This is a genomic window from Pseudobacteriovorax antillogorgiicola (assembly GCF_900177345.1).
In the GTDB taxonomy this organism is placed as follows: Bacteria; Bdellovibrionota_B; Oligoflexia; order Oligoflexales; family Oligoflexaceae; genus Pseudobacteriovorax; species Pseudobacteriovorax antillogorgiicola.
Genome location: NZ_FWZT01000009.1, coordinates 179,937 through 206,064, shown reverse-complemented (window position 1 = coordinate 206,064; position 26,128 = coordinate 179,937). Strand labels below are relative to the sequence as shown.

The following is a 26,128-nucleotide window of genomic DNA, read 5'->3' as shown; positions in this document are numbered from 1 at the left end:
CTATCCTTCCCGTAGTATTTGTTTTATCTTTTCCTCTGGCAATGGTTGATCGACGTCCGAACTCAACTGCATGGTATCAAATCCTTGTGATCGAAGAATCTGCAAGCGATGCAGCGCCAGGGCACCTAGCACAAGGTTTCGAGCTACCAGGGGCGCTTTCCTCTGCGCTGGCTGAGCCAAATAGGTTCCTGCCGTCCAGCGGTTGAAGGCTCCCATCGCCGGACCACACCAGACTTGGTAGTCCATCTCGCGCCCATCAAGACCTTCATTCGCCCACTTCGACGCCTGGCCAAGATACCAGCGGAATATCAGCGCCATCTTAAGCTTGGGTCGATCTTCGCATCGCTCAAGCTTCTCTGGGTCACGAGCCCGAAAGAAGGCCTGTGTCTCGCTCCAAACCTGGTCGATCGATTGCCGAAAGATCTGGGACTCTAGCATAGCCAAATCATTCGGGGCTAGATCTTCTATGGAATTATGTGTCTTGTAAAGTTCATAAAGTTTGCGCGCCCTCATCGGAAACATCGTGCCTTTTTTAAGCACCTGCACTTGGACACCCATCTCGAACATATCCGCGGCCGGTGCCATCACGACATCTGCCTGGGACACCTGACTTAGAAGCGCCTTTACTTTCGGACTGGTTCCAGCTTCAAGGCAGGCTTGATGGATACTACCGCCCATCACATATGCCGCACCCATGGCAAATGCAGCAGCCACAGAGGATGGGGTCGCCATCCCACCCGCTAAACCGAGCATCAGCGGTTCATGGTATTCATGTATCGCCTGCATCTTGTCCCTTAGTGCCTTAAAAGTCGGAAAAAGGGTCAATGCAGGCCGGTTATCCGTGTGCCCTCCCGAATCAGCTTCTGCTGTAACGTAAGACGCCACTGGCATAAACTGCGCAAGGTGGGCTTCCTCAGCCGAGATATAGCCATCCTCATAAAGTCGGCGAAGCATGTCAACGGGTGGTGGTGAAAAGAATTTTTCTGCTAGTTCAACCCGAGACGCCTTGGCAATCACTCGATGAGGAGCAACGATCTTGCCATCTTGCTCACGGCGGATGCCTTTAACTCGGTAATAGATCAGAGGATACGTCAGCGACATAAACGCTGAGGCCTCGACAACAGCGACGTTTTTGCGAATGAGCAGATCGACTAAATCTTGCTCCCATTGGGGCTCTGAGGGTGCATGGATCAGATTCACACCAAAAGCCCTGTGACCGATTCGATTTTGCAAACGATCGATTGCTGCTTCGATTCGCGGGATACCTAACCCAGCAGCTCCGTAAATCCCTAGCATGCGGTGATCAGCCATAGCTGCCACCAAATCTTCGCTTGCGATACCATTCGCCATAGCACCAGCTACGTATGGAAGGCTTAGCCCAAATGCTTCACAAAACCGCGGATCTCCTAGAGAGGTTAAAGGAGTTGCAGGAAGCAGATACTCTTTACCAGCGTGCTTAAGATAGTGTTGGTTTTCGTAGTCCCAAATAAGAGACGTGAGTTCTGGCTCACTGTTCATACCCTCTCCTATCGCTTGTTCGAAAAGCTATAGCCAAAATCGCAACAAGTTTGCACAGAAACTCGTTAGAATCCACATATCTTTTGATGCTTAGTTCGGGAACAAGGTTAGCATGACAAGTTTTACAGGAGAAGACAAAAAAAATGCCAAATGTTTTTAGTGGTTTTCCCAGTTGGTTAAAGCTTGTAGCTATAAGGCTCCACCATCTGAATTATTGCCCCTTAGAAGATTCTGCCCCGCAGTAATTTTTTAGTGCAAGGCCTTAGAATTCCATGAAACAACGGGCTAGCTGAACCGGTAGTTAATTAGTGTCGATACGAGAGAGACACGCCCTAGTGGAGAAACTTCATGTTGCGAAAAGCTTTGTTAGCCATTTTAGGCGTCGCTACCTTTGGCCTGAGTTCCTGTCATCAACTGGAAATTCAGAGTAGCCAAAGCGAGTCATCAGAGCCCAGCGAAGCCAGCGCCGAGGACAGTCCCGTGGTTAGCGAGCCAGTTTCGGTAGGAGGCGCCTTCCTTATCGACTGTGGCCCAGACGACGCGCCAGGGGAGGAGCTGATCATTGGCTGTCGATCCTTAGCTCCTGAACGAGCCCTTCAAGCTGACTTGATTGAGGCAAGCTACGAGGATCAAAATGGTGTCTTGAACAAGGTTGCTAGCATACCCAGCCGCAATCGCTTTTGGCAGTTGAGCTTCTTATTACCCCAAGGAGCGCGCCGATTTAATATTGCGTCGTTGTCACCAGAAGATGGCACTACCGAAGGCCTTTTCACAGAAGAGATTCCAGCTATTATCAACCAATCATTTATCGAAGCAAGCTGCATAGCGGAAGATCCACGACCTTGCTTCACTAGCCTTGCGGCATGGCAAAGCAATTGGGGTGGGCTTAATTTTGGCAATTGCCCTCTCGGAGACCTTGTATGTTTAGAGCGACCAGCTTTGGTACAGATTCGCGGGCCATGGGAAACCGCTGATCGCAGTCCGTTGACCATCGATGGCTGGCAGACCAATCAGCAATTCAATATTCGAATCCAAGCGACCGGCGAAGCGAGGCATGATGGTTTTCGCAAAGAAAGAGCCTACTTGATGAGTCCTGAGACTGGCCATGGCATTGTTATACTCACACCTTACACTGTCATCGATGGTCTCAGCTTTGGCCAGTTTGAAGGCGACTCACGGGAAGGGATTCGCATTGCTGCCACCGGAGTTACCATAGGCAACGTTCTTATGTTCGGCATGTCTGGGGCTCACCAAGACGGAATATATGTTAACGGGAGCAACATCGTTACCCACATATACAACAGCATTTTTTACGGCATGGGTCGCAGTGGAATCATGGTCCAAGGCTTTCCAAACCCTGTGGAAAACACTCGCGTCATCGTGAGCAATGTAACTGCCATTCAAACATGTAATTCAGAAGTCACCCGCACGGGGGCTTTCGCCGGGCGATTCTCTGCCATTGGTATGGACAATGCCTTTACTTATCCAGGCTCGGAGCTGGTGATTCTAAACTCCATCGGCGATACGGCTGCTGGCTGCACTGGGTTTAGCTTTGCGACCACCGACAGCCCGAGTTCGAACTTTAATCTTGCCACGGACGGGACTGCTCCTGGGCCCAATAGCTCAAGCAATCTGGTTCTCAGCGACCGTAGCAACCCTTCGGCAGAAGCAGGCATCACCTTCGAAAGTTTGGAGCCTGGTCAGGAAAATCTACACCTTGTTTCTGGTAGTGAGAAGGTCGGCAGTGATGCCACTAGCTTCTTCGCTGACAGCTCTCTAAAGCCAATTCAACTTATGAGTCAATGGGTCATCGGAGCATCACCCTAGGAACAGGGTGCCACAAGACCTGCAAGCGTCACATTTTTCTATGGCGCAATTCTTTTTTCTACTGCTAACATCTCTGTGTAATTTGAGCGACAGAGTTTCACCCACCCAAGAACTCGTGTGCCTTTTCGTAGGAGTCAGCAAGCTCGTAGCCATATCGCCCGACACACGCTAATTTTGCCACCACCGTGCGGCAAAGTCTTGCGTCTGCCAAGAGCGAATGCTATCCCCTTTTGGAAATTGCCGCGCGTGATTGATTTTGTAAATTAATTGGGAAGCTAGATGAAGTATTCGAATGTTTTTCTCAGTGCCATTGGATACCAACTCCCAGACATAGTCGTTTCGACTAAGGAGTTGGAGGAGCGCATTGCTCCTGTCTACCAAGCGCTTAAGATTCCTATGGGCCAACTTGAGTTTCTGACGGGGATCAAGGAGCGGCGCTGGTGGCCTAAGAATTTTGTCATTTCTGATGGGGCTAGCAAGGCTGCTGAGAAAGCGTTACAGAAGGCTGGGCTAACGGGCGACGACGTGGATATCCTCGTCTATGCAGGGGTTTGTCGCGATTATATTGAGCCTGCGACAGCCTGTAAGATCGCTTACGACCTCGGCGTTAAGGAGGGAGCCTCCGTCTACGATATCAGCAACGCCTGCCTCGGCACCCTCAACGGACTTGTGGATGTCGCAAACCGCATCGAACTTGGCCAGGCCGATGTCGGTGTGGTGGTATCATGTGAGTCAGCGCGGGACATTAACGAAGATACCATCACCAAGCTTCTCGACAATAGAGATATCGAAGTATTCAAGAAGTCTCTCGCGACTTTGACTGGCGGCTCGGGGGCTGTTGCCTTGGTATTAACCAGCCAAAGAAAATCCGAAGTCTGCCAACATCGTATTTTAGGGGGCGTCACCCGTGCCGATAGCCAGTATCACGATCTTTGTCGCTGGGGAATGCGTCGCCTAAAAGATAGCTTGTTTGAGCAGTTCTTAACCACCGATGCCGTCAGCGTCATGAAGCATGGGGTCCAGTTAGGAATTCGCACTTGGCAAGCACTTCTGGCTGAACTTAAATGGGCCCAAGACACCATCGATCGCACCATATCCCACCAAGTAGGTCGCAGTCATCGTGCCAGCATTCTGAAAGCACTAGGATTGCAAGAATCTATGGACTTTCCAACATACCAAGTTTTGGGTAATATGGGCACAGTTTCCCTACCGCTATCTGCCGCCATCGCTGATGAGAAAGGCTTTCTTAAAGCTGGTAATAAGGTTGGTTTCTTAGGAATCGGTAGCGGTCTCAACTGCATGATGTTGGGGGTAGAATGGTAGTCGACCAAAACCTGTATCCATTTAAAAATAATTATATGAATCTAGGCAAACATCGTTATCACTACATCGATGAAGGCCAAGGTGAACCCATGCTCATGGTGCATGGCAACCCTACCTGGTCGTTTTACTATCGCCATTTAGCGAGAGAGTTTAGCAAAACCCACCGTGTTGTCGTTCCAGATCATATCGGCTGTGGTCTATCGGACAAGCCAAACGATGAGGACTACTTCTACACTCTCGAACAGAGGGTGCAGGATCTAGAGCAACTGGTATTAGAACTCGACCTTAGAAACATCACCTTGGTGGTTCACGATTGGGGCGGCATGATCGGTATGACCTTTGCCACTCGCAATGCCGATCGCATCAAAAAAATCGTCTTGTTTAATACAGCTGCTTTTCAAAACCCCAAAGGGGGCAAACTGCCCTGGACCATTTCAATCTGTCGAAACCGCGCTGTCGGGCCTTTTTTGGTTCGCGGCTTAAATGCCTTCAGTATTGGCGCGTCAGTAAAATGTTTTACTCGCAAAAAGTTGCCTCGATCGGAGCGCGATGCCTATCTGGCTCCATACAACAACTGGCACAATCGTCGCGCTGTCCTACGCTTTGTGCAGGATATTCCACTGGGGCCCGAGGACGACTCCTGGTCCGTCTTGGCTGAGGTTGAGGATAAGCTTTCCGTTTTCAATAAAACTCCCGTTTTAATTATATGGGGTGGCAAGGATTTCGTATTTGACGACGATTTCCTTGCGGCATGGGAGAGCTACTACCCCCATGCTGAAGTTCACCGGCTCAACGACGCCGGGCATTATGTGGCTGACGATGCCCATGGTGACGTTATTCCCATCATGCATCAGTTTATGACTAAACACGGATAGGATCAGAGATGCGCGCAAATATCGCCTCATACCTTCCGGCCATGGCCCAGAAGGTTCCCTATCAACGTGCCATCGTCATCACCGATGGACGTGATAATCATGATCGCATGATCTATAGGCACATGACCTATCAAGAGCTGGATGCTGCTAGCACCAACATGGCTCGCGGTCTCTTGCTTTCAGGCTTCAAGAAAGGTGATCGAGCCGCCTTAATGGTGCCACCCTCATTTGAGCTATTTGTCACGACATTCGGTTTGTTTAAAGCCGGAATCGTACCCGTATTTATCGATCCAGGCTTGGGAGTAAAAAACCTTAAGGCCTGTCTTAGCCGAGCTCAGGTGCAACATTTCATAGGTATTCCCAAGGCTCACATAGCCCGAACTGTTCTGGGCTGGAATCGGGGTCAGTGGCGGGAAATGGTAACGATAGGCACCCCACACCTTTGGGGCAAGCATAACTTCGAAGCCCTACTTGACTTAGGCAAAGGCTCAACTCACGAAATTGCGCCAACTAGCTCGGATGATACTGCAGCAGTGCTATTCACCAGCGGCAGCACAGGCACCCCAAAAGGGGCAGTCTATAGCCATAAGAACTTTTGTACCCAGATTGAAATGCTAAAGCAGGCGTTTGACATCAAGCCTGGAGAGATTGATCTTTGCACCTTTCCACTTTTTGCACTGTTCGCACCCGCCCTCGGTATGACAGCGGTGATTCCTGAAATGGACTTCACGAGACCGGCTGCGGTGAACCCCAGCAATATCTTCAAAGCCATTGAAACTTTCGGTGTACAGAATATGTTTGGTTCACCAGCTTTGATCAAGCGTGTGGGTGAAGCAGCTGTTGCTCAAGGACGCCAGTTTCCAACCCTTAAGCGAGTTATCTCCGCAGGGGCACCGGTGTCCGCCAGTGTGATTGAAACCATCAGCAAGTGCTTAAACCCGAAAGCAAGGGTCTTTACACCCTACGGTGCGACGGAATCATTGCCAGTAGCGATCGCTGATAGTCAACTGATTCTAGGCGAAACCGAAGGTAAGACACGCAATGGGGCGGGAGTTTGTGTCGGTATCCCCGTAGAGGGTGTCGATGTCAAAATCATCAAGACCAGTGATGAGGTTATTTCTAAGTGGTCCGACGACTTGGTTTTACCACAAGGAGATATTGGCGAAATCTGCGTCTCCGGCGATCAGGTGACCCAAGCCTACTACAATCAGGATCAGGCTACCCGCCTCGCCAAGATACCGAAGTCTGATGGTTCTGGTTTCTACCACCGCATGGGCGATCTCGGATATCTTGATGGCAACGGCCGCTTATGGTTTTGTGGTCGCAAGTCACACCGGGTTGTATTAGCGTCTCGCAAGACCATCTACACAGTTCCTGGGGAGTCCATTATCAACGCCCACAAAGAAGTGATGCGTTCTGCGATTGTTGGTGTTGGAGCTGGTTCTAAGCGTCGCCCCGTGCTCTGCATTCAAGCCCGAAAGCATCTTTCGCAGCCAGAGCTAGAGAAGCTTCGCCAGCAGATTAGCGAAATTTGCCCGGCACATCCGGAAACTCAGGATCTGAAAGAGGTTTTATTCCATAAAGATTTTCCTGTGGACATCAGACACAATTCAAAGATTTTTCGAGAAAAACTGTCCAGCTGGGCGGAAGGAAAGTTACGATGAGAGTTCTTGTTACTGGTGGCGGCGGTTTTCTGGGGCGTGCCATTATTCGCCAACTCCTCAAGGCTGGCCATGAGGTTTCCACGATCAACCGTAGCCAGTATCCAGATCTCGAAGCCACGGGAGTTCAGTGCTTTCAAGGAGACATTGCAGACTGGAAAGATGTGACCCAAGCCGTTGCAGGTGTGGACGCAGTGATTCACACGGCGGCTAAGGCTGGCATGTGGGGGCCATACGACGATTACTTCAAGGCCAATGTCACGGGAACCCAGAATATCATTCGAGCTTGTCAGGAGTTCGATGTTCAGCGACTGGTCTACACCAGTTCACCTAGCGTTGTTTTCGGCGGCGACAATCAGGAAGGAGTCGATGAGACAGCTCCTTATCCCAAACACTATCTAGCTCACTACCCCAGAACCAAGGCAATGGCTGAGCGACTGGTGCTGAATGCCAAAAGCCCAAAGCTGTCAGTAGTCTCATTAAGACCTCATCTCATTTGGGGACCTGGCGATAATCACTTGGCCCCTCGCCTGATCCAACGGCAAAGGCAGAAGCGGCTGCGATTTATAGGTAAGATGAGTGGCAAGGTGGACGCTGTTTATGTGGAAAATGCTGCTTACGCACACTGCCTAGCCCTCGAACGGCTAGAGCCAGATGCACCAATCAATGGCCAATCCTATTTTATTACCAATCATGAACCATGGCCCACCGAGAAACTGATCAATACGATTCTTTTTTCAGCAGGTGTGGAGCCAGTAACAAAACGAGTGCCTCGTCAGCTTGCTATTGGCGCTGGATTGCTGTTGGAATATATCTATACCTTTTTCAAGATCAAAGCTGAGCCTCCGATGACTCGATTTGTGGCAAAACAGCTTTCCACCTCCCATTGGTTTGATACTAAAGCAGCAGTGGAAGAACTGGGTTACGAACCTCCCTACTCTATGAACGATGGGTTTGCCAGGCTTCGTGAGCATTATAAGTCCCAAGGGATCAAAGCCTAGGCACAAAGTTTAAAATCGAAATCGCTCTCCTGACATGCTATGATGCCAAGTAAGACACTTAGCAAAAATCTACTATACGAGAGCCAATATGAAGGACTTACTAGAAAGTCAAATTGTTGATTTCAGCAGTATCTTGAGTTTCGAACTGAGATCTTCACTCAACGTGATTCTCAATGGCATCAATCTCCTTATCGAAGAACAACACGCCCAAGTGAAAGACAACCTTTCCACCATTTCTATGGTGAAGGCAAGTGCTGAGAACTTACTTGCCCTTACAAATCTACTGACACTTCTCAAGCCAAGAGATGATTTCCACTACGAAGATATCGATCTCCCCAGCTTCGCCTCGTCCATCAAGAATATCATGGGCCCGTCCATCGAAGAAAAAAGAATTAACTTCAGCATCTCGGCTCAGGATAAAGTAATTAGATTTGAAAAACAGATGTTGCATACGATACTGATCAGCCTCCTTTCAAGCCGTATCAAAGCATGCAGTAAAGAATGCTCGCTGGAGTGTAAGATAGCACTCGCCGAAGATGGTATCGTGATCCAAACCAAAGACAACGGCAGAATGCTATCGAATCTAGGTATCATCGATAGTTCAGGATCACTGTTCAGAAACCAGAGCAAGACTTACAACATTGGAGAGCTAGAAATCCTTTTAGCCGCTTCGCTCATTCGACGAATTTACGCTAGCATGGAGGCACTGCAATCGTCTTCAGAGCTACACCTCACGGTGAAAATACCTTTGTCCTTGAATGATACCGAGGATCCATCCAATTCCGACTTTCGCTACTTAATTGTCGATGATGACCCCGACCTCGTGTCTTATACCAAGATGATCTTAGAGGCTTTAAGACCAGGTGCCCACATCAAAACTGCAAGCAATGGGACTGATGCGGTCAAGGTTCTGGAAACATTTGAACCGGATTTCATCTTTACAGATCTGATCATGCCCAATGGTGACGGCTTCGATCTGATTCGCAATATTTCTGGCAAAGGTATCAAAATTATTGCGATCTCAGGGCTTGGCGATGAAGGAGTTCGTCAGCGGGTGGAAAGCGTACTAGGGATTACATATCTCGAAAAGCCTTTCACTTTCGAATGTGTACGGAAGATTATCGAGAAGGAGTAATACAACGCTGGCTACCGAAGTGGGTAGCCAGCGTTTGGATCTTAAAAGTCCTTAGTCTCTCGAATTGAAGAAACGAAGTACATACCAGAATAACAGAGCAACCGATGCGAAAAGCTGTAATGCAGCCGCAACATAGTCATCCTCACTGTAGTGGTGGATGATGTTGCTCGTATCATAAAGAATGGCAGCACCAGCAAAGAGAATCATTCCCACAGTGAAATAAACACCAAGGGATAGACCAAACAATACGCTGCAGACGATCAAGATCAGGGCACCGACTCCGGCAAACATCAAAAATTTACCGAGCCAAGAAAAATCCGCACGGGTTGCAAAAGCAATGGCGGTAAGGCCAGCAAAACCTAAGAGAGTCGCAGTTGCCGCACTCTCAATAGCTCCACCGCCAGTTTTATATTCCGCGATATAAAGTAATGGCACAAATATGATCGCCTCAAAAAATACATAAAGGCTTAGGCCAAAGTACTGACTAGCTTTCGAGCGAGACCCCTGTGCAAAGCGGGTCGCTATCCAGCTTGAGACCATAAATGCGCCCAGAATAATAAGCCAGTTCATACCCGTCATGAATGCCATAATTTGGTCGGCAATCCCTGTTTTAAAGAGGAATGCTTCGATCCCAGTAAACATGAGAATCGCTAGAAATACATGAAAATATGTCTTACGAATAAATGAATCGCGGGTGTTCGCGTGACTTGCCGCAACAGGTGTCGATTGATAGTGCATAGATACGATCTCCTAAAGGAATAATTCGAGCGTCTTGAGGGCCCCTGGGCCTAATAAGCAATGACCATTCCAGCCTCTAACCCTGCCAAGTTACTTGGTAGGTGGCAAAAACTGTACTGGCTATCGACAGATCTACAACTCGATTATTGCATCAGATGCAAAGCAGTTTGCATTTAGGAGAGCAAAGCTAGCGAAAAAGATACCTCTAGCTGGATGCTAGAGGTGGAAAAATCTATTAAAATGCTTTCTTGAGAAAGGTTTGCAGCTGCTCCCAAGACTTCTTATCAGCCTCTTCCTGATAGGCTAAAGGTAAGTCGAAGGCCTTACCCTTCTTGGTGGCCTCAGGGTTTGTGAAACCGTGCTTCGCACCTGGGTAGTTGACAAACTTCAAAGTAGCGTCGGCCTTCTCCATTTCAGCCTTAAGGTTCTTGATATCTTCGTCCTTCACCATAGGATCAGCTGCGCCATTAAACACAGCGACCTTAGCCTTGATCACACCTTTCTTCGCAGGAGTTTGGGTCGCTAATGAACCATGAAAGCTTGCCACTGCATCAAGATCAAAGCCTTGACGGGCTGCGTGAAGAACGACCCCGCCACCAAAACAGTATCCAATAGCTGCCATTTTCTCGGAGCTAGTCTTATCTAGCTTCTTCGCATAGTCCATAGCCATCTTAAACTTCTTTTCCGCACCTGCCATATTTTTCATGGTCGCCATCATAAATTTCTGGGCATCTTTGGGGTGTTCAGCGACAGTACGATCGCCGTACATATCAACAGCCATGGCCACATACCCTAGCTTAGCGAGCATCTCAGCACGCTTGCGGGGATAATCCGTTTGGCCCCACCACTCGTGAACCACCAATACCACAGGTGCATCGCTAACGTTCTTTGGGTGAGCGAGATAGCCAATCAGCTTCTTGCCTTCGAACTCACCGTAGACAACTTCCTTCGTCATAATGTCATCAGAAGACGCCATCTCCTCGGCCGAGGATGTGGCACTCTTATCTGTACTTGTACAGCTTAAAGATAAAAACAAGCTAGCCGCTACCAGACCCATCAAAATTCTGCGCATGATCGACTCCTAAAATTAAAATTCCTGGGAGCCTCCTATGATAGCGGGCGATTCTAAAAAAACTAGTCCCGATTTTTCGGCGCAAAAAATTATGGTGGCTACGAGCACCAAGGCCCAGTAGCCACCATTCCCCCCAATAAAAACCCTCAATCACCATCAGGTGATGATTAGTAACAGATTATAGCTTCTCTTCGACCAACTGGCTTGCCATCACAACGAAGAAACCTTTGCAAAGCGATTGCAAGAGCAACAACTGTCTAGAAATTTGCCATACCACTGGAATCATAAAGAAATTCAAACATATGATATCAAAGATTTTTTTCACCTAAGGGAGCAAACAATGGCTAGCAACCTAGGGCAAGCATGCCTCATCTAGGCAACTTACACCGCTGGCATGGCGATTGCTTTGCATTGATTAAGTTCATAAGGAGAGCAATCGTGCTGAGGCTATTAACCATCATAACCCTAATTGGAAGCACTGCAAGTAGCTGCCAAGACAACGGTTCCGAGTCTACAGACGGTAGTCAAACAGCAAGTGTTACTATTGGTAAGTTTGTTCCTCCCGAAGGCTCTCAAGCCTGGGCTACGATGAACACTGATATATTTCGTATGGAAGAGACCGCGGAAGAACTCGCTGAGTCTTTGACTTTAAGTACAGATAGCTTCACGGAAACCGAGTCCGCTGCCAGCGTGGATGTCATCCTTGCTTATGGATTCTATCGACTCGAACTTACTTACCTTGACGAGAGTGGCCAAGAGCTTTATCGCAATTGCCGCCCCAATGAAACTCAGCGAATCGATGGCCCTAAGATCGTGCTTGATATTCTCTTATGCAATGCCAGCGGAGCTCCTGTTGGCAATATTAATGAGGCCTTTGGGATTGAGATTGAAACCGAAGTTCAAGCGAGTGATGCACAACTGGCCAAAGCGTTTGATCTCGCTTTAGAAGGATATCAAAAGCATTGTCAAGTTTGCCATGGTGACGAGCGAACGGAAAAAAATGTCACTCTGATCGAAGCCGTCAAGTTTAGTGCTAAAGAGCCTTACACATTACGGACTCTATCTGTGGATGCCATCGTTGATGGCCGAATGCCAAAGAACCCAGTAGCGAGCTGGGAAGCAGATCAAGAATCGTTTCTTAGTGCACTCCGCTGCCTTGAGAAACCTATAAAAGAAATATGCGAAACCATGGAGTAGTTGTTGCTTCTGAGTTCCTTTTGTTCCCTATTGTTGTGGTTATGTCCCCTGATGATTTGATGAAAGAGCTTCTGTGACACAGAAGCTCTTTTTTCGTCTTACAATCTTCCCATCAACTACGGATCGTTCCAGGCGTCTCAAGAATGACCTTTTTGATTGCCTTATAATACTTCACATAGCCGGTGCAACGGCAAACATGCTCACCTAAACTGCGCTCCATAGCATCGTCCAGCTCGGCTAAAGTCACTGGCTTGCGCTTAAGATTATCGATCAGTAGTGTGGCCCCCATCAGGAAGCCTGATGTGGAGAACCCACACTGAAACGAGTACTCCTCAAGAAAGGCTTTTTGGAGCTTATTAGGTTCACCATTTTCTGACAAACCTTCTACTGTGGTTACCTTTGTGCCAGCGAGTCCTGCCAAGGGGGTGATGCACGCCTGAACCCTCTCTAAGCCCTCGCCACCCTCGCGCTTGACGGCTACGGTACAGGCCTTACAAACTCCCATGCCGCAGCAAACTTTAGTACCAGTAAGACCCATATTCTCATGGAGATAATCCGCTAGCGTTCGCTGTGGTGCTACGTTAGCTGAAACTTTCTTTTCGTTGATTGTCACTTCGACACTTACTTTTCCGCTCATGATAAGGCCTCCAAAATTTTCTTAGGCTGCAAAGGCAATTGTCTGAATCGTTTTCCGGTCGCGTGAGCAACAGCATTGACAATGGCAGGCGGCACTGCATTCAAGACAACCTCTGCCATACCCTTTGGAGGATCTTGGTTTGGAACATTCACTATATTAAATTTAACCCGCTCTAAAGCGCAGTCTCTGGCCCTGGGAACCCTGTAGCGGTGGAGGTTCCAGGCACCCTGGCCGGGGCCTCCCTCATGGGCAGGAGAATCTTCAAACAAGGTTTGGCCAATGCCCATGGCCCAGGCGCCTTGCATCTGTCCCTCGACAATATCAAGGTTGGTAACTCTACCACAGTCTAGGAACGTTTCACCGCCAAGCACTTTTACCTGCCCTGACTTGCGGTTCACTTCCACAGCCGCGACAGCCACATAAGGGGTGTATAGGTCGGCCCCCTTATCAAAATGGCTCATAGGAGGGTACTGCACTTGACTACGGGTCAGAACCTGGAAATCCTCTTGCTTGCCATGACGGAGTGCCAAAGCATCAGCTTTGAGCACCTGTTTCTTGCCAGCGATCTCAAACCCAGCGCTTGTCCATCCAGCCCGGTAGTAGGTATGAACCATTGCACCAGTCACATACCCTTCCTTGTGAGCTTGGGCTGCTAGAGTTTTCAGAGGAATGCTAACCTGGCCCGGATAAGAAAGAGCACCATCGTCCCAACGAACTAAAGCCTTGTTCCAGGGCAGATCTTCCGAAGATTGTTGCCAGATGGAAAGTGCGGCGGGCCATAGACCATGCTCCAAAAGAACATCTGCTGCCTGAATCGCCGCATGCCGCATCTGGTAGGCACCAGCACTAGCAGCTGTGGACATAGCTTTGAAAGGAACCCAACGAGGATCCTGAGCGAATTCATCCTGCTCTTTCTGATTCTTAGCTCTCTTGCTATAAAGATTTAGAGCTTCAAACTCACTCGTAACTCCCATCTTGATCTGGTCAGCATGACGACCGAGAACACTAGTCAATGCCTGAGGCAAGGTTGTTGCTGTGCCGTTACCCATATCAACTGAGTTGGTATGCATCCTTAGCTTGCCATCTGCATCAATCATCACCGTTGCAAGACATGTATCGCCAGGATTTTTGCCATAGCTTTTCACAGCTAAGGCTACTCCAACGCCGTAGAGGGTATCTCCTTGGGAGCGCTTTTTCTTTTCAGCCTCGCGATTTCGCCAAAGTGCAGTTTGCTGAGCTTTTTTAAGGAGCAAATCAGAATTGATTCTAAACAGTGGGACCGTTCCCGTGTGCACCGCTTGTGGGTCGGTTATAATATTCTTCATTCGCAGCTCAATGGGATCCATCTTTAAGGCTGCCGCTGCCTCATCAACCAGGCACTCCATAGCAAAAGCTGCTTGCAGACTTCCAAACCCTCGCATCGATCCAGCAGGAACGCCGATACTTGGTTTAGCTTTAGAGTCAACCCAGGACCTAGGAAAGGCATAGCCAGAAGATGCATTACGGCCTCCTACATTCTGAACTGCAAAGCTATAGTTGTTATGGCCACCGCCATCAAGGGTCATGTTCGTATGAAAGCCTTGAAATAGCCCATCTTGATCCACCGCTAGCTTCGTATCAATCTGAGCACCATGACGTTTAAGCCCTGCTTGAAATTGATCAAAGCGAGAATGAACAATCCGAATTGACTTTCCTGGATTAAATACCGCTGCCAAGCATAGATAGAGAGGAAACTCAGAATGATCGCGCCCCCCAAAGCCCCCACCGGGATAACAGCAGTTGATGACGATACGATCGATCTTAATACCCTTTGCCTTAGCAAGCATTTTCAAGCAACCCTCAGCATCGTCAAGAGGGGATTGGGTACCCAATGTCATGTGCAGTTCACGGCTTTGTGGATCAAACCAGGACAAACCGCACTCGGCTTCCATGAAAACAGGGTCAACGCTTTGGGTTCCAAACTGGCCTTCGACAATGTTCCAATCGTTCTCCTGAAAGTCTTGCTTGATCTTTTCGACAAAGAAACTTGCCCGAGCGTTATTCGAACCGCTGACGTTTGGCGACTGCCAAGGGGGCCGAAAGCTACCGTCTTTTGCATAAGAGAATAATTCCTTACCGTTAGGACCGGTGTACCTGACGATGCGGCTTGTGCCATAGGCTTTGCCCTCTTGAGGCTGAACAGCCTTGCCGTACTTCACAAAACCCGAGATATTGATCAGCTGAGATCGAGCATCTAAAAAGCGCTCAACATCATCAAAATAGGCGATACTGATTGGCTGGCCTAGGAACTGAGCTGGCGCTCCTTTTTTCGCCATGATGCTGGATGAGAAAAAACCATCTGGCTTAATACCTGCGCTTTCAAGGTCTGATGCACTTAGCGTTTGGCTGACCCCTAGCTGTTTTAGTTTACGAGTGTCTATTCCCTCAAAAGTTCGTTCAGCATCGCTGGCTCTCAAGATAACAGCTCGGGTCTCGCTTAGAGGCCAGCCAGTCAGATCCTTCGGCCTAATATCGATTGCATATATCTTTTGCCCTGTGACCTTGGCCATACCATCGTAGCGATACGGGACTTTTTCGAGATCCTCCTCCCAGCCTTTCGGGGCGGAAGTCGGTTGGCCCAGTGACTGGTTTGGCTCACCTGCCTTAGCCAGATCTGTCCCTAGAAAATTCACCAACACCGCCGTAGTGCCGATCTTAGTTGTGCCGCGAACAAATTCCCGGCGGCTCACTTTGGAGTACGAGTCTTGCTGCACCTTAGTCTCCTTCCCATACAGTCATAGTTGGCAAGCCTCTCGGCCGCTCCCTGAGGGTACAACTTCCCAATTGACAGACGCCAAAAGAGCCTTCAAGGAAAAGCCAAAGAGGCCAGGGACACGAATGTCCAACCCAATCCCATCTTCTACACACTGAGGCTTGCCACGGGCAAAGCCCGACAAGCCCCAATAAGTCAATGAATTCGCGAAATTGATAAACTCTAGAATTGTTCTGCTAGAAAAAAATCGATGATGTGCCGTGGTATTTTGCCTGTATTGTTGGAGCATTGTCACGCCACCATCCTCAAAAAAAACCGAGTGAATTTCATTCAGTAAAATGGAGGAGGTTTTGGATGACTGAGTGTCACCTTCCCTGCCAAATTTAGGAGTTCGCCGGCAAGGAGTAAAAACCAACAAAAGCAGAATTCATGTAGATGATGTTGGTAGTTTGGTCAAGTTTCGATTTATAAACTTATAAAAAGTATTCATCAAAGGCCACCCCCAAATAAGCTTTTGCCTGGGCTGATACACGTTCTTTTTTGAAGCTTAGACTAGAGTCCCCCCACTTTGGCGGTAGAAACGGGTACTTTCTTTGAAGCGTGTGGGAGTCCCAATGATTAGACTTCAGCACTGGTTTTATAACTTTAATGAAAGCTAAAAATGGTGATGATAGAAGTGTTGCTATGAGTGATGCTTTAAAACATCATCTTCAGGTCCTATCTGCTAGCAGAAGGCAACCAAGCAATCCCAAGGGATATGTTTTTTTACTCTAAGGGATTGTTGCTATCACCGTGGCAGGTGGATAAAGGGCTTGATAAGTTGAACAAGCAGCATCCTGAGTTGAAAAGGTTTCGGTGTCATGACTTGAGGCGCTCCTTTGCTTACCTTCTTGAAGAAAGGAGGCTCCATGTACGCTCTTCAGGCAGTTCTTGGACATAAGCAAATTTCAATGACGATACAGACTTATGGGAATCTTAAAAGTCAAGATATAGAGAATGTATCGCCATTTGGTTTCTAGAGTTTTGACTTTAAAAAATCAGTTAATTCACTCTTGTAACTATCGATAAGAGTCGATCTATCTATAGTCTGACATGCAGTATCCACACGTTTCTGATTTATCTCGTCCCAATTCGATTCGCTAACAAATCCCTGGAGAGACTCAATGGCATTGATCGTGATGTCGAGATTGCCAGTCTCGAGCATCTCAGCAAGGATGGATAGGCTCTTTTGATCTTTCCTTAAATCAATCAGTTGTGCGCAACGCTCTTTCCACACATCCGGTCTTGATTTCCATTCTTTTTCCAAAGACAACCAATCTTTATCATCGAAGTCTTTTAGAAGGTCGGCAGCATAGATTGATTCTTCATCTCCCCAGTAGTCGACGTTATTTAAATTTTGGCCAAGAACTTTATCAAATTCTTTCCAATTCATTGTTTACTCCTATAATGGATCAAAACCTTCTAAAATGAAGCCTTTTGTACCTGTCGGGAATCCAGAGGTTACATTACCGCCTTCTTTGACTACAGCAACTTCTACTCCATCAACAACCTGCCTGTGATAAGTGGCCCCATCTCTTGCTCGTTTGGCTATCGGGTCAGATGCTGACGTATAACGAACTGAATTTGCAATCTTTTCATCTGTCCAATTATCGGGATAGAGCGTTGTCTTTTTATTCTTTGACACTACACCGTCGCCAAGGTCCTTTTTCACTCGGACAGTAGTTGTGCCATCTGCATTCCTTGATACCGTATCTACGATAGTAAATCTGCTATCGTCTACAATCCTAGGAGAGTGGACACCAGTTAGTTTCCTGGGGTCAGATGGATTGACTCCTCCAGTAAGTATCTTTGTCTCAAGATCTGGGGTGACGTCATTCCAACCCTTAGCAAGTTGAGCGACATCATCGGATTTTGTGAACCCAGAATTCTTAGCAGACTCAACAACTTCATCAACCACCTGCTCACAAGGCTTTTTACCAGAGGCATAAGCCGTATCTTCAATCAAGCCTAAGATTGAGTGTATAACATTACTGGGCCGACTCCAACTGCTGTCCACTAAGCAATCGCCTGCACCTTTTAGAATGCTGTCAGTAGTATCCTTGTCTATGCCCGATTTAGTCCAGTCTCCAGCCTTTCGAACTGCATCGTTATAATCATCGCCATTTTTAACGAGGTTATCAGCCTTACCTATTTTTCGAAGGACCTTGCTACCTTTGACGATATGATTAAACTTACTAAAGACGCCCCCACTCAATGCTCCCATAACGGCCATAGTGCGATCAAAGCCTTCTACCTTTTCACCCGTGACTAGGTTTTCACCAGCAATTGCCTGGTAAACATCATGAGCCCAACCCAAGCCGGGCACAAACCCAATGGCAGCGTCGGCTAGCCCTAGCGCTACCCCTGTATAAGCGTCCCCCTCATCGAGGTCCCCCTCGTTATAGGCTTCTTCTGCTAGATCGCTTGTCGCATCAGCTGCATCGAGCATAGTGTCGGCGCCTTTTTTCCGGTCGCCTTGATAGGACTTGGTGCGATCGCGGGCATATTCGATATACTCGCGAGTCGCGATAACTTTTTCGTCTTCAGGGGTCAGATCCGTGCAAGCTTTGAGTTTTAGGTAACAATCATCCCTCTCATCCTCTGGGGCATCGTCGCTTTCCGTGGGAGGATTCGGGTTAAACTCAGGAAGGCTTTTGTCGACCTCATTGATGGTCTCATTGTGACTTTCACCAGCCTGATTGACTTTCTCAGTAGTAGACTTTTCTCCGTGGTTGCCGTTTTCTGTGATGCTTTGACCTTTGTTTTTTAGGTCGTTGGCCAGATTTGAGATACTCGCTTCGTATTCCTTGACTTGATTAGCTAAGCTTGTTGCTCCACGAATCTTCGCTTCTATCTCTCGCTTCTTTCTTCGCGCTTCCCTCATCTTCTTCTGGGATTCGCCAGATATCAGCCCACCCAAACCTTTGATGCCTTCAGCTAGGTTTTTAATACCGTCACTTAGCGCTTTCTCTAGTCCTGACGGATCGCCACCGCCACCTCCCCCGCCCTGTGTTGGCGTTGTTGGGGGTGGTAGAGTTTCGCCACCACTGGTAGGACCACCAATCGTGCCAACATTCCCCCCACTTCCGGAATCATCTGGGATTTCATCAAAAGGGTTCGGCTCAATATCGCTGGGATCGAGCGCAGGAGGGCCTTCATCTGCTGGTGTGGGCTTTACTTCATAGTCGCCATTCTCATCAGTTTCCCAAGAAATATTGGTACAGTCTGTGTTCTTTGGGCAATTAGAATCTCCAACGGGATCTGGAATGGGAGCAGCCCCACAGCCAAAAGACATCAGTAAAATGATAAGGTTTAGTATATTAAGTGCTTTGGTATTCATAGTTTACTCCCCTATCGTCTGCTACAAGACTCGACTGAGTCTCGGTAGAGCTGTTCAAGTCGCGTCATCGTCGCAAGTGCCGTCGTCTCTTCAGCTGCCTCTAAGTGGCGCTCGATATCACGCACACACTCGCTTGAGTAACGATCCGCTTGCTGCATTCGCCGTTGGTTGATCAAAACTTGCCTATCTCTCTGTCCCCGCCAACCCGAGCTTTCCAGCCGATCAAGGTTTCTGGACAGGGTTGATTGCATAGCTTCCAACTTTTGTAAATACAAGCTACGGCTAGCTTCGGGAGCTCCTATCAACTTATTGATTTTACCTTCAAATCGATGCAATTTAGCGCCTAATAAGCGAAGCAACCTTAGGGGGCGCTCGTACTCAAGATACTTGAGGTGAAGATTACCTGCTAACCCCTTAGCGCTTTCTCCTTGCCACCAAGTGATCATTTCAGCTCCTAGATTATCGAGGCGAATGATATCAAGCAGCTGCTTTTGCACAGCTTCTAAATCTTCAAATGTAAGGTTTGCGTATTGCTCAACGAGGCGATCACGAACTTTGGTGAATACTTCCTCGACCAACTTGTTTCTCTTGGGGCGAAGCCTAACCACGTAGTCCCTAAGCTTGCCGATATTGGCAAGACTTGCTTTGATATCATCTTGAAAAACCGTCAGCAAAGAGACAACGTTGCTGTTCTCGCAGGACTCACTTTTAATATAGCCAATATGGGGGGCGTAGGTGCTGTCGAATTCTCTTAGCTGGATCTCAGCCTGATTTACGAGATAGAGAAACATCGACTCTCTTTGGCTTGTTTTTAGTAGACTATCAGCAAGGCTAGTCTGTCCGGCATCAATTTCAGCGAGTCGGTCTCGGATTGTACTTTTATCAAAGTCACTTGGATCGTAATCTTTAATAAATTGAATCAAATTTGATTCTATTAGCTTTTCAGATTCTATTATGCCGTCGAAGTTGTTGAAGATATTCATGTCATATACTGAAGCATCCTGCTCATTCGCATAGATTAGAAGTGGCAAGCTTGGCTTGCTTTTTTCCACCCAATGGCTCTTTGTGTCTTTGTAAATATCAGCAAGATAATTTGCACTTAAATAGCAGCTATGAATTTGGTCTAGTTGAGGAAGTTTCTTTTCCCTTAGATCCTTAATAAATTCCTGTAATTCTATTTCATTTTCTGGTGTTTCTAGCTCGATAGTATTTGCATGCGAAGTCAAGCCATGCAGGAGAAAAGCAAGCCCAAAGATCTTTTTTATCATATCTAACTCCTCAAGAGTACCCGCCTCAAAGAAGCCCCATGCCCCAACGAACAAGTCAGTAGTTCTTTACACTCAATCGTTGGATGCGCCACTTTAGTATTAGGCTTGATAGAAAAAGAGCCTAACGAATTGTCAGACTCTCGGAATTTAAAAATATAAACTTAGTTGTATGCCGGTGATAGAGTCCACTCAGTTTGAGTGTCGTTATCGCAGTTGCCGAAGACAACCTTATCACCATTTCCCCATCCTGTAGTACGAAGACAACGGCCGGATACTAGATCCTTAATTGCATAGCCACTACCCTGCTTAACTGCCGTGAGCTTACTAGCATCTAAACAGTTCACCTGTACAACACTCGACCCATTATCTTTCAAACATAGAGAAGAAAACAGTGACTCCAACTTAAACGAATCGTTATCATATCTAACTTTAAGATAGTTATTCGTCCATTCGCTATTTGTACTTGGGCAGTCCCACTGATGAAACGGCTGATACTCTTGGTATCCGTTGCTGTCTGAAAGATTGCTGATTTTAAGGTTCAAGCACTTATTGCTAGATTTGGACCTGAAGCTGAAGTCGCCGGCTGGTAGGATTGGTTCTACTGAAGAACCCGGGTTACTTTCACCGTCCATTCTTTCCAGCTTCCATTTCTGGCCCGACTTCTGACTATTACAGGTTTCAAAGACGACGTTATCTCCATCACCATAAGACACGCTTTCGGCACATTTTCCGTATTCGTCCTTGATAAGAAAGTCAGAACCAACCTTCTCTAAAGCATAGCTAGTCGCCATAGAGCAATATTCCTGCACCGCATTGCCATTGTCATTATGCAAACAGAGATCTGAGAAGAGCGACTTAATTTCGAGTCGACCCATAGCTGTATATGTCAGATTGAAAAAATTATTCGTCCATTCACTATCACCAACTGGACAACCCCATTGATGAATATTTTGCTTACTTCTCAACCCAGCAGCATCGTCTAATGAAGAGATCTTCAAGTTCATGCACTTATCGCTTAGATCAGAGATAATCTTATACCGACCTTCGTTCACTAGTTTAGGTTCTGGATTTGATCCATTCATACCATCCATTCTTACAACAATAGTAACGTTGGATGCGAAGTCGATTTTGTGTTTAGAAATAGATTCTTTGAGTTTCGTTAATTTGTCTTTGTATCCGGAATCCGCACGAGCAACGACATCCCAAAGCAGGTTCTGGACCTCCGTCCCCTGATCTAGAAACCATTGACGATAGTCCATATAGAGTTTCTTATCTTGACACGCATTGATAAAGAATCTTTCAGACGATGAAAGACCTTCTTTAGCAAGAGCTGTGCTGAGCTGGCTATCAGTATAGTCATCACATAGCTTTCCTTGGTAGCTCAGTTTAGGCAGCATGTTCATATCATTACAAGAGAATTGGTTCGGGTCAAACTCTTCACCAAATGTCGCTGCAAATGAGTTTTTCATGTCCAAAACAACGTCTTCAAATAGGAAGTCATCTTCCCACCGTTTAATAAGACAACCTAGCTGTTGCTTCTGACCTGCACTGAATAAGTAGCTTTGCTGAGATCGGGCCATGTTTATCGCGTTGACTTCGATATATGGCTTGGTCGATGCTAGGTAAACATCAAGTTCGTACTGAGTTTTTCTAATCTTACAAGAATTGTAGGAATCAACTCCAAACTCCGCTAGGCGACAGCTTTTCCAATTTGTACCAAAGACTGCACTTTTACATGTCTTGTACTCTTCAACACCAAATTCGGCTTTCCGGCAGCGTTTATACACCTGTACGCCGAAGTCCTCGTGGCGGCAGACCTTCCCTCGGCGATTTATCACTTCATCCCCAGGTATAAGGCAGCCACCACCCAAATTTTTAACTTTACAAGTCTTTTGGACATCGTTGATATAGCCGCAGGGTCCACCAGTACCTTCATTGTACAATGCAACACCACAAGCCTTAACCCGCATAGACTTATAAGATTTTACGCCGCAGGCTCCCCCCGTGCCTTCCTTGTAAGAGTCAACACCACAGCTGGGGTGGTTTATCTTTTCCTTGTACTGTTCAACTCCACACTCTGCAACTCGTCGCTCTGTGAGTGGTGATAGCTCGACTTTCAAATTCCCAAGTAAAGTCGTTCCAGGCAAAACTGTAAATAGGGTCAATAGAAATTTTTTCACTGACATTGTCATAGTTTCCGAAACCTTTAATTTAGATGGTTCATAATCGGCGTCGCTCGAATACCTACAAGAACAGACAGTCGAGCTTTTGGGCTAAAGATAGGCCTGTAGACCGGGGAATCTACCATACTACGCCTGTATGTAAATACTCGTACCGATTAGAGCTGCACTTTAAGCCCCCCAAAACCCAAAACTACCCAACGGGGCTAACAGACATATTTAGGTTTAAATACGGCGAGATCGCTCTCAGACGAAGCCCCACTTTAAGCACTCTACGAAAGGCCGGAAATATCGTCACAGCCTAGAAAACCCATATGAGATCAAAATTTTTCGGTATGTGTCATCGGCTACAATTTTTGGGGACTGGTCCATAGCCCGAATACCTTGGGCCGCTGCGCTCCATAGAGTACACGCCCATGATAACATCGGCTCCCCCTTTCTCACCCATGGCCAGGTCCGTAGAAAGGTTCCCGTTCCAGGGTCACAATCCTAACTGATTTAGCAATTAGGCTCGAAGATAGTAAAGCCGAGAGGAAGAATAGGTTTTAGTACTTATAAAAACTACTCATCTCAAAGACCAACACTTTTATTGAATTCTACTGCCTATACAAATCAGAGGTTAAAATAGTTTTCAAAAAACTCAAGCCATTAAAAACCCTCGGACCCACCACAAAAGGCCGATCCAAGTGAGCTGAGCAGTGGCAAGGTAAGCTCACTTTCGCCACTCACCGGATTAAATATGCTTGCTCAACTTGGGTGTCTAGAGAATTGGGATTGAGCGAGCATTTTGTTCAAAATAGAGCAAGAAGCAACAAAGACTTGAGAGCTAGTCCTTGATAATCAAGGTATCAAATAAGTCACTTCGGTCATCGAGTGAGCGGGGAAAACTATTGCTAAGAATTTTGCCAAGGGCCTCAACGGTTTGGCTGAGACCTGCCGCCATTTGCCCCCTGCCAATGGATGAACTGAGTTGCTGAACCATCTCGCGCCAAGTTTCTGAGGGCACCTCTCGGCTTAAGACGGAATCTACTAGAATAACGGTGCGCTGCTCCAGAAGGGAAATAAAAATAAGGACACCGGCTCGCCCTTCCCCTTTGTCCAAACCAGCTTCATAGAATTCAAGTTCAGCGCGCAAATCCACTTGGTGGCTCCGATCGACCTTCGGAATCAGCATTCTTTGAACCAAGGGAAACCGCGCTGCTACCATTCCCAGAAAGCTAGATAGAATCACAAGGCCAGATGCCATGAAGAGATTGAAATCCAAAACCTGAAGAGCTTCGAAACAAAGCCCAACTATCAGGCTGCTACAGGCTAGGAATCCTGTGAGATGGCTTTGAATATGGGAGACATGCGACGAACGGCGCACCAGCATGGGAATGATTTCCGCTGCTGAGTTTTCTTCAGCGAGGGCTACGGCCCTCTCAACCTGCTTTTTACCAACTTTGTCAATTCGTGACTGCGCCCAATGAGGAATTTCCATAGTGTTACCAATCTGCCGAAGCCCCATCACCGTTAAAGCCACCACCTCCACCACTAAATCCAGCGTCAAAGCTCCCACCCCAGTAGCCACTTTCCTGAAGATAGCGCAAGCGACGCTGCCTTTGCCGTTGGATGCGAATTAATGCTAAAACGAGAATCAAACCCACTACAACTAAAGGATGATCCCCTTCTTTATAGTCGGACTGCCGCTCAAAGCGTCCGATAAGGCCTTCGTCCAATACGAACTGAGGATCGGTAGTCTGTAGGATAGTACGCGTGGCAGCTACAATCCCCCCCTCTATGTCTCCCTTTTGAAACCAAGGGCGAATTTGCTCAACAATGATGCGATCTCGTACTGCTTCACTAAACTCGCCCCTTAAGTCGGAGTCGACTTCGATCGAAACCCGTCGGTCATCCCGCGCCAGCAGCAATAGAACTCCTCTTTTACCAGGCTCTAGGCCTAGCTGCCAGTCATCAAGCACACGGCTACTATAGTCGCTGGCAAGCTCCCCATCCAACGATGGGATCGTTAGAATGACTATCTTGGTTCCCCCTTCTTCAGTGAGGGTCTCAAGACTTTGGGCCAGCTTCTTCTGAACAGGGTCGGAAAGCATATCTGCAAGATCCATCACAGCCCCTTTCAGCCTGGGTACAGCGATCTCTGCTGTGCTTATGGAAGTCGCAAGCAGAGCGGCTATGGCGATGACGGTTTGGAATTGTCCGATCACGGAGGTCTCCCAGAAAAGGAAACTAACTAGCCAGCATTATCTCGTTTACCGGCCCGAGCTAAATCCATAAGTTTGATGACCTCAGGATCTGAGGGAATTTTTTCTGAGAGTTTGTAAAGGATGTCTTCTGCGGCCTTGAAAAGCTGACGTTCAATCAGACCTTCAGCCATTTCAATCTGCATAGTTTCCAACCATTTGACCAGAAAGTCAGTGGGCTCACCGGATATCATGGCTACCCGAATGTTTTGTTCTAGCCCTTCCTCTGCTTCATGATACTCTTCCACAGCTGGATCAACCCGCCCCAACTGAAGAAGAATTCGTGCTTTGAGGCTTCTAGCTTGCCCCCCGTGAGTGACCGAGTTTATGATTGGCTCCAAGACCTTAAGCGCCCTCCGGTACTCAGACTTGTAATAAAAAATCTGGCCCATGCGTAAGCTGATCGCTGCCGTTTCAGGAAAGTGCTCACGAAGTTGGGAAAAAAAACCTAGGCCTTCATCGAATTGCCCAGTCTCCACGTAAATATCGGCAACTTCACCTAACAAGTGGTCGTTATCGGGGTCTACCTGCAAAGCTTTGATAAGATAAGGGAGGGCCTCTTGAGGACGGCCTCGATCTAATAACTCAATCAGACTGATCTCAAGAAGCGCTTTGATATTATTGGGATCGACTTTCAGGATTTTCCCTAGGGCATCACTGGCCTCATCCACCTGACCATTGTCAACCATCTCGATAGCCATAGCCAGCTGGCCATCAATAGACATTTCAGGGTCGATGCCGTCTTTACCGAGCAACTGCCGAGATGCAGCCCGCTTGGCAAAGCGATCGAGCTTTTCTGGAAGTAGTTCGCTTCCCGACTGCCCCTGCCCCACCTGCCCAAGGTGGTAGGCCCCAAATAGTGCACAGCCTGCAATAAATGACCCGAGCAAGTATCGCTGTTTCGATGATAACGTGAGTTTCAATCCTACCTTCCTTGAATTTTCCAGTCGACAGAATGCTTTCCTGGCCCTGCGATAAACAGAGCTATATAACCGATCATGTACATGAGACCTAATTCTTTTTTCGCAAACGGATCGCCACTATGAACGACAAACACCGCGATCAGCATGGTAAAGATCAGAGGGGCCAGCGATAGCCGGGTCCATAGCCCCAAGACCAGAAGGATCGAGCAGCCAACTTCAGCAGCAACGGCTGCTCCCCAGCTAAGCTGTGAACCTAGACCAATGGGGTCTGGAAATTTTAGCCCTGGGAATGCGTCGATCTTTGGCAGGCCATGTGCCAGTAACATGGTAAGTCCTAGACTCACCCGTAGGATAAGTAAGCCAACATGGTGGTTGTACGTTTTTATCAGCGACATCGGC

Annotated in this window: 21 protein-coding genes; 7 read left to right on the top strand and 14 right to left on the bottom strand. The window is 47.6% G+C overall.

From position 1 onward, the window contains the following. Positions 1 to 1,518 carry a PfaD family polyunsaturated fatty acid/polyketide biosynthesis protein gene (locus tag B9N89_RS13975; RefSeq protein WP_132319172.1) on the bottom strand — a complete coding sequence of 506 codons (1,518 nt, stop codon included), beginning with the start codon at positions 1,516 to 1,518 and terminating at the stop codon, positions 1 to 3. A gap of 348 nt (positions 1,519 to 1,866) precedes the next feature. Between B9N89_RS13975 and B9N89_RS13970 the strand changes: the two genes are divergently transcribed. The 6 genes from B9N89_RS13970 to B9N89_RS13945 all read left to right on the top strand — a co-directional run bounded on the left by B9N89_RS13970 (position 1,867) and on the right by B9N89_RS13945 (position 9,340). Continuing rightward, on the top strand, positions 1,867 to 3,345 hold the full coding sequence (locus B9N89_RS13970; RefSeq protein ID WP_132319174.1) for a right-handed parallel beta-helix repeat-containing protein: 1,479 nt from the start codon (positions 1,867 to 1,869) through the stop codon (positions 3,343 to 3,345). 279 nt (positions 3,346 to 3,624) lie between these two features. Then, complete coding sequence (locus tag B9N89_RS13965; protein WP_132319176.1) at positions 3,625 to 4,668, top strand: 3-oxoacyl-ACP synthase III; 1,044 nt, start codon at positions 3,625 to 3,627, stop codon at positions 4,666 to 4,668. Then, positions 4,662 to 5,543: an alpha/beta fold hydrolase gene (locus tag B9N89_RS13960; protein WP_132319178.1), complete on the top strand. Its 882-nt coding sequence runs from the start codon at positions 4,662 to 4,664 to the stop codon at positions 5,541 to 5,543. The genes B9N89_RS13965 and B9N89_RS13960 overlap by 7 nt, the downstream gene beginning before the upstream one ends. Positions 5,544 to 5,551: 8 nt before the next feature. Beyond that, positions 5,552 to 7,207: a fatty acid CoA ligase family protein gene (locus B9N89_RS13955; protein ID WP_132319180.1), complete on the top strand. Its 1,656-nt coding sequence runs from the start codon at positions 5,552 to 5,554 to the stop codon at positions 7,205 to 7,207. Next, the gene (locus B9N89_RS13950; protein ID WP_132319182.1) at positions 7,204 to 8,205 is read left to right on the top strand and encodes an NAD-dependent epimerase/dehydratase family protein; all 1,002 of its coding nucleotides are present in this window, start codon (positions 7,204 to 7,206) and stop codon (positions 8,203 to 8,205) included. Before B9N89_RS13955 ends, B9N89_RS13950 begins: the two co-directional genes overlap by 4 nt. Before the next feature lie 88 nt (positions 8,206 to 8,293). Next, positions 8,294 to 9,340, top strand: a complete 1,047-nt coding sequence (locus tag B9N89_RS13945; protein ID WP_132319184.1) for an ATP-binding response regulator — start codon at positions 8,294 to 8,296, stop codon at positions 9,338 to 9,340. A gap of 51 nt (positions 9,341 to 9,391) precedes the next feature. Here B9N89_RS13945 and B9N89_RS13940 read toward each other — a convergent pair whose 3' ends face one another. Both B9N89_RS13940 and B9N89_RS13935 read right to left on the bottom strand, forming a co-directional pair. Continuing rightward, entirely contained in the window at positions 9,392 to 10,078 is a 687-nt protein-coding gene (locus B9N89_RS13940; protein WP_132319186.1) for a Bax inhibitor-1/YccA family protein, read from the bottom strand. A gap of 235 nt (positions 10,079 to 10,313) precedes the next feature. After that, the gene (locus B9N89_RS13935) at positions 10,314 to 11,054 is read right to left on the bottom strand and encodes a dienelactone hydrolase family protein (RefSeq protein ID WP_132319524.1); all 741 of its coding nucleotides are present in this window, start codon (positions 11,052 to 11,054) and stop codon (positions 10,314 to 10,316) included. A 534-nt stretch (positions 11,055 to 11,588) separates the two neighbouring features. Here B9N89_RS13935 and B9N89_RS13930 point away from each other — a divergent pair. Next, complete coding sequence (locus tag B9N89_RS13930; protein WP_132319188.1) at positions 11,589 to 12,347, top strand: hypothetical protein; 759 nt, start codon at positions 11,589 to 11,591, stop codon at positions 12,345 to 12,347. Between the two features lie 112 nt (positions 12,348 to 12,459). Here B9N89_RS13930 and B9N89_RS13925 read toward each other — a convergent pair whose 3' ends face one another. The 11 genes from B9N89_RS13925 to B9N89_RS13875 all read right to left on the bottom strand — a co-directional run bounded on the left by B9N89_RS13925 (position 12,460) and on the right by B9N89_RS13875 (position 26,124). After that, complete coding sequence (locus B9N89_RS13925) at positions 12,460 to 12,984, bottom strand: (2Fe-2S)-binding protein (RefSeq protein WP_132319190.1); 525 nt, start codon at positions 12,982 to 12,984, stop codon at positions 12,460 to 12,462. Beyond that, a complete protein-coding gene (locus B9N89_RS13920; RefSeq protein ID WP_132319192.1) occupies positions 12,981 to 15,737 on the bottom strand; it encodes a xanthine dehydrogenase family protein molybdopterin-binding subunit in 2,757 nt (918 codons plus the stop codon). The genes B9N89_RS13925 and B9N89_RS13920 overlap by 4 nt, the downstream gene beginning before the upstream one ends. 21 nt (positions 15,738 to 15,758) lie before the next feature. Then, positions 15,759 to 16,031 carry a hypothetical protein gene (locus tag B9N89_RS13915; protein WP_132319194.1) on the bottom strand — a complete coding sequence of 91 codons (273 nt, stop codon included), beginning with the start codon at positions 16,029 to 16,031 and terminating at the stop codon, positions 15,759 to 15,761. 720 nt (positions 16,032 to 16,751) lie between these two features. After that, positions 16,752 to 17,168, bottom strand: coding sequence for a hypothetical protein (locus B9N89_RS13910; protein ID WP_132319196.1), 417 nt, complete (start codon positions 17,166 to 17,168; stop codon positions 16,752 to 16,754). A gap of 9 nt (positions 17,169 to 17,177) precedes the next feature. After that, entirely contained in the window at positions 17,178 to 19,115 is a 1,938-nt protein-coding gene (locus tag B9N89_RS13905) for an EndoU domain-containing protein (RefSeq protein ID WP_132319198.1), read from the bottom strand. Between the two features lie 11 nt (positions 19,116 to 19,126). Next, entirely contained in the window at positions 19,127 to 20,383 is a 1,257-nt protein-coding gene (locus B9N89_RS13900; protein ID WP_132319200.1) for a hypothetical protein, read from the bottom strand. 161 nt (positions 20,384 to 20,544) lie between these two features. Beyond that, positions 20,545 to 22,563: an RICIN domain-containing protein gene (locus B9N89_RS13895; protein ID WP_234996109.1), complete on the bottom strand. Its 2,019-nt coding sequence runs from the start codon at positions 22,561 to 22,563 to the stop codon at positions 20,545 to 20,547. Positions 22,564 to 23,389: 826 nt separating this feature from the next. Further along, complete coding sequence (locus B9N89_RS13890; protein WP_143478186.1) at positions 23,390 to 24,121, bottom strand: hypothetical protein; 732 nt, start codon at positions 24,119 to 24,121, stop codon at positions 23,390 to 23,392. Further along, a complete protein-coding gene (locus tag B9N89_RS13885; RefSeq protein WP_132319206.1) occupies positions 24,048 to 24,770 on the bottom strand; it encodes a TPM domain-containing protein in 723 nt (240 codons plus the stop codon). Before B9N89_RS13885 ends, B9N89_RS13890 begins: the two co-directional genes overlap by 74 nt. A 26-nt stretch (positions 24,771 to 24,796) precedes the next feature. Beyond that, positions 24,797 to 25,729 (bottom strand): tetratricopeptide repeat protein, encoded by a 933-nt coding sequence (locus B9N89_RS13880; RefSeq protein ID WP_132319208.1) that lies wholly within the window; start codon positions 25,727 to 25,729, stop codon positions 24,797 to 24,799. A 2-nt stretch (positions 25,730 to 25,731) separates the two neighbouring features. Further along, positions 25,732 to 26,124, bottom strand: coding sequence for a DoxX family protein (locus B9N89_RS13875; RefSeq protein ID WP_132319210.1), 393 nt, complete (start codon positions 26,122 to 26,124; stop codon positions 25,732 to 25,734). Positions 26,125 to 26,128 lie beyond the last annotated feature (4 nt).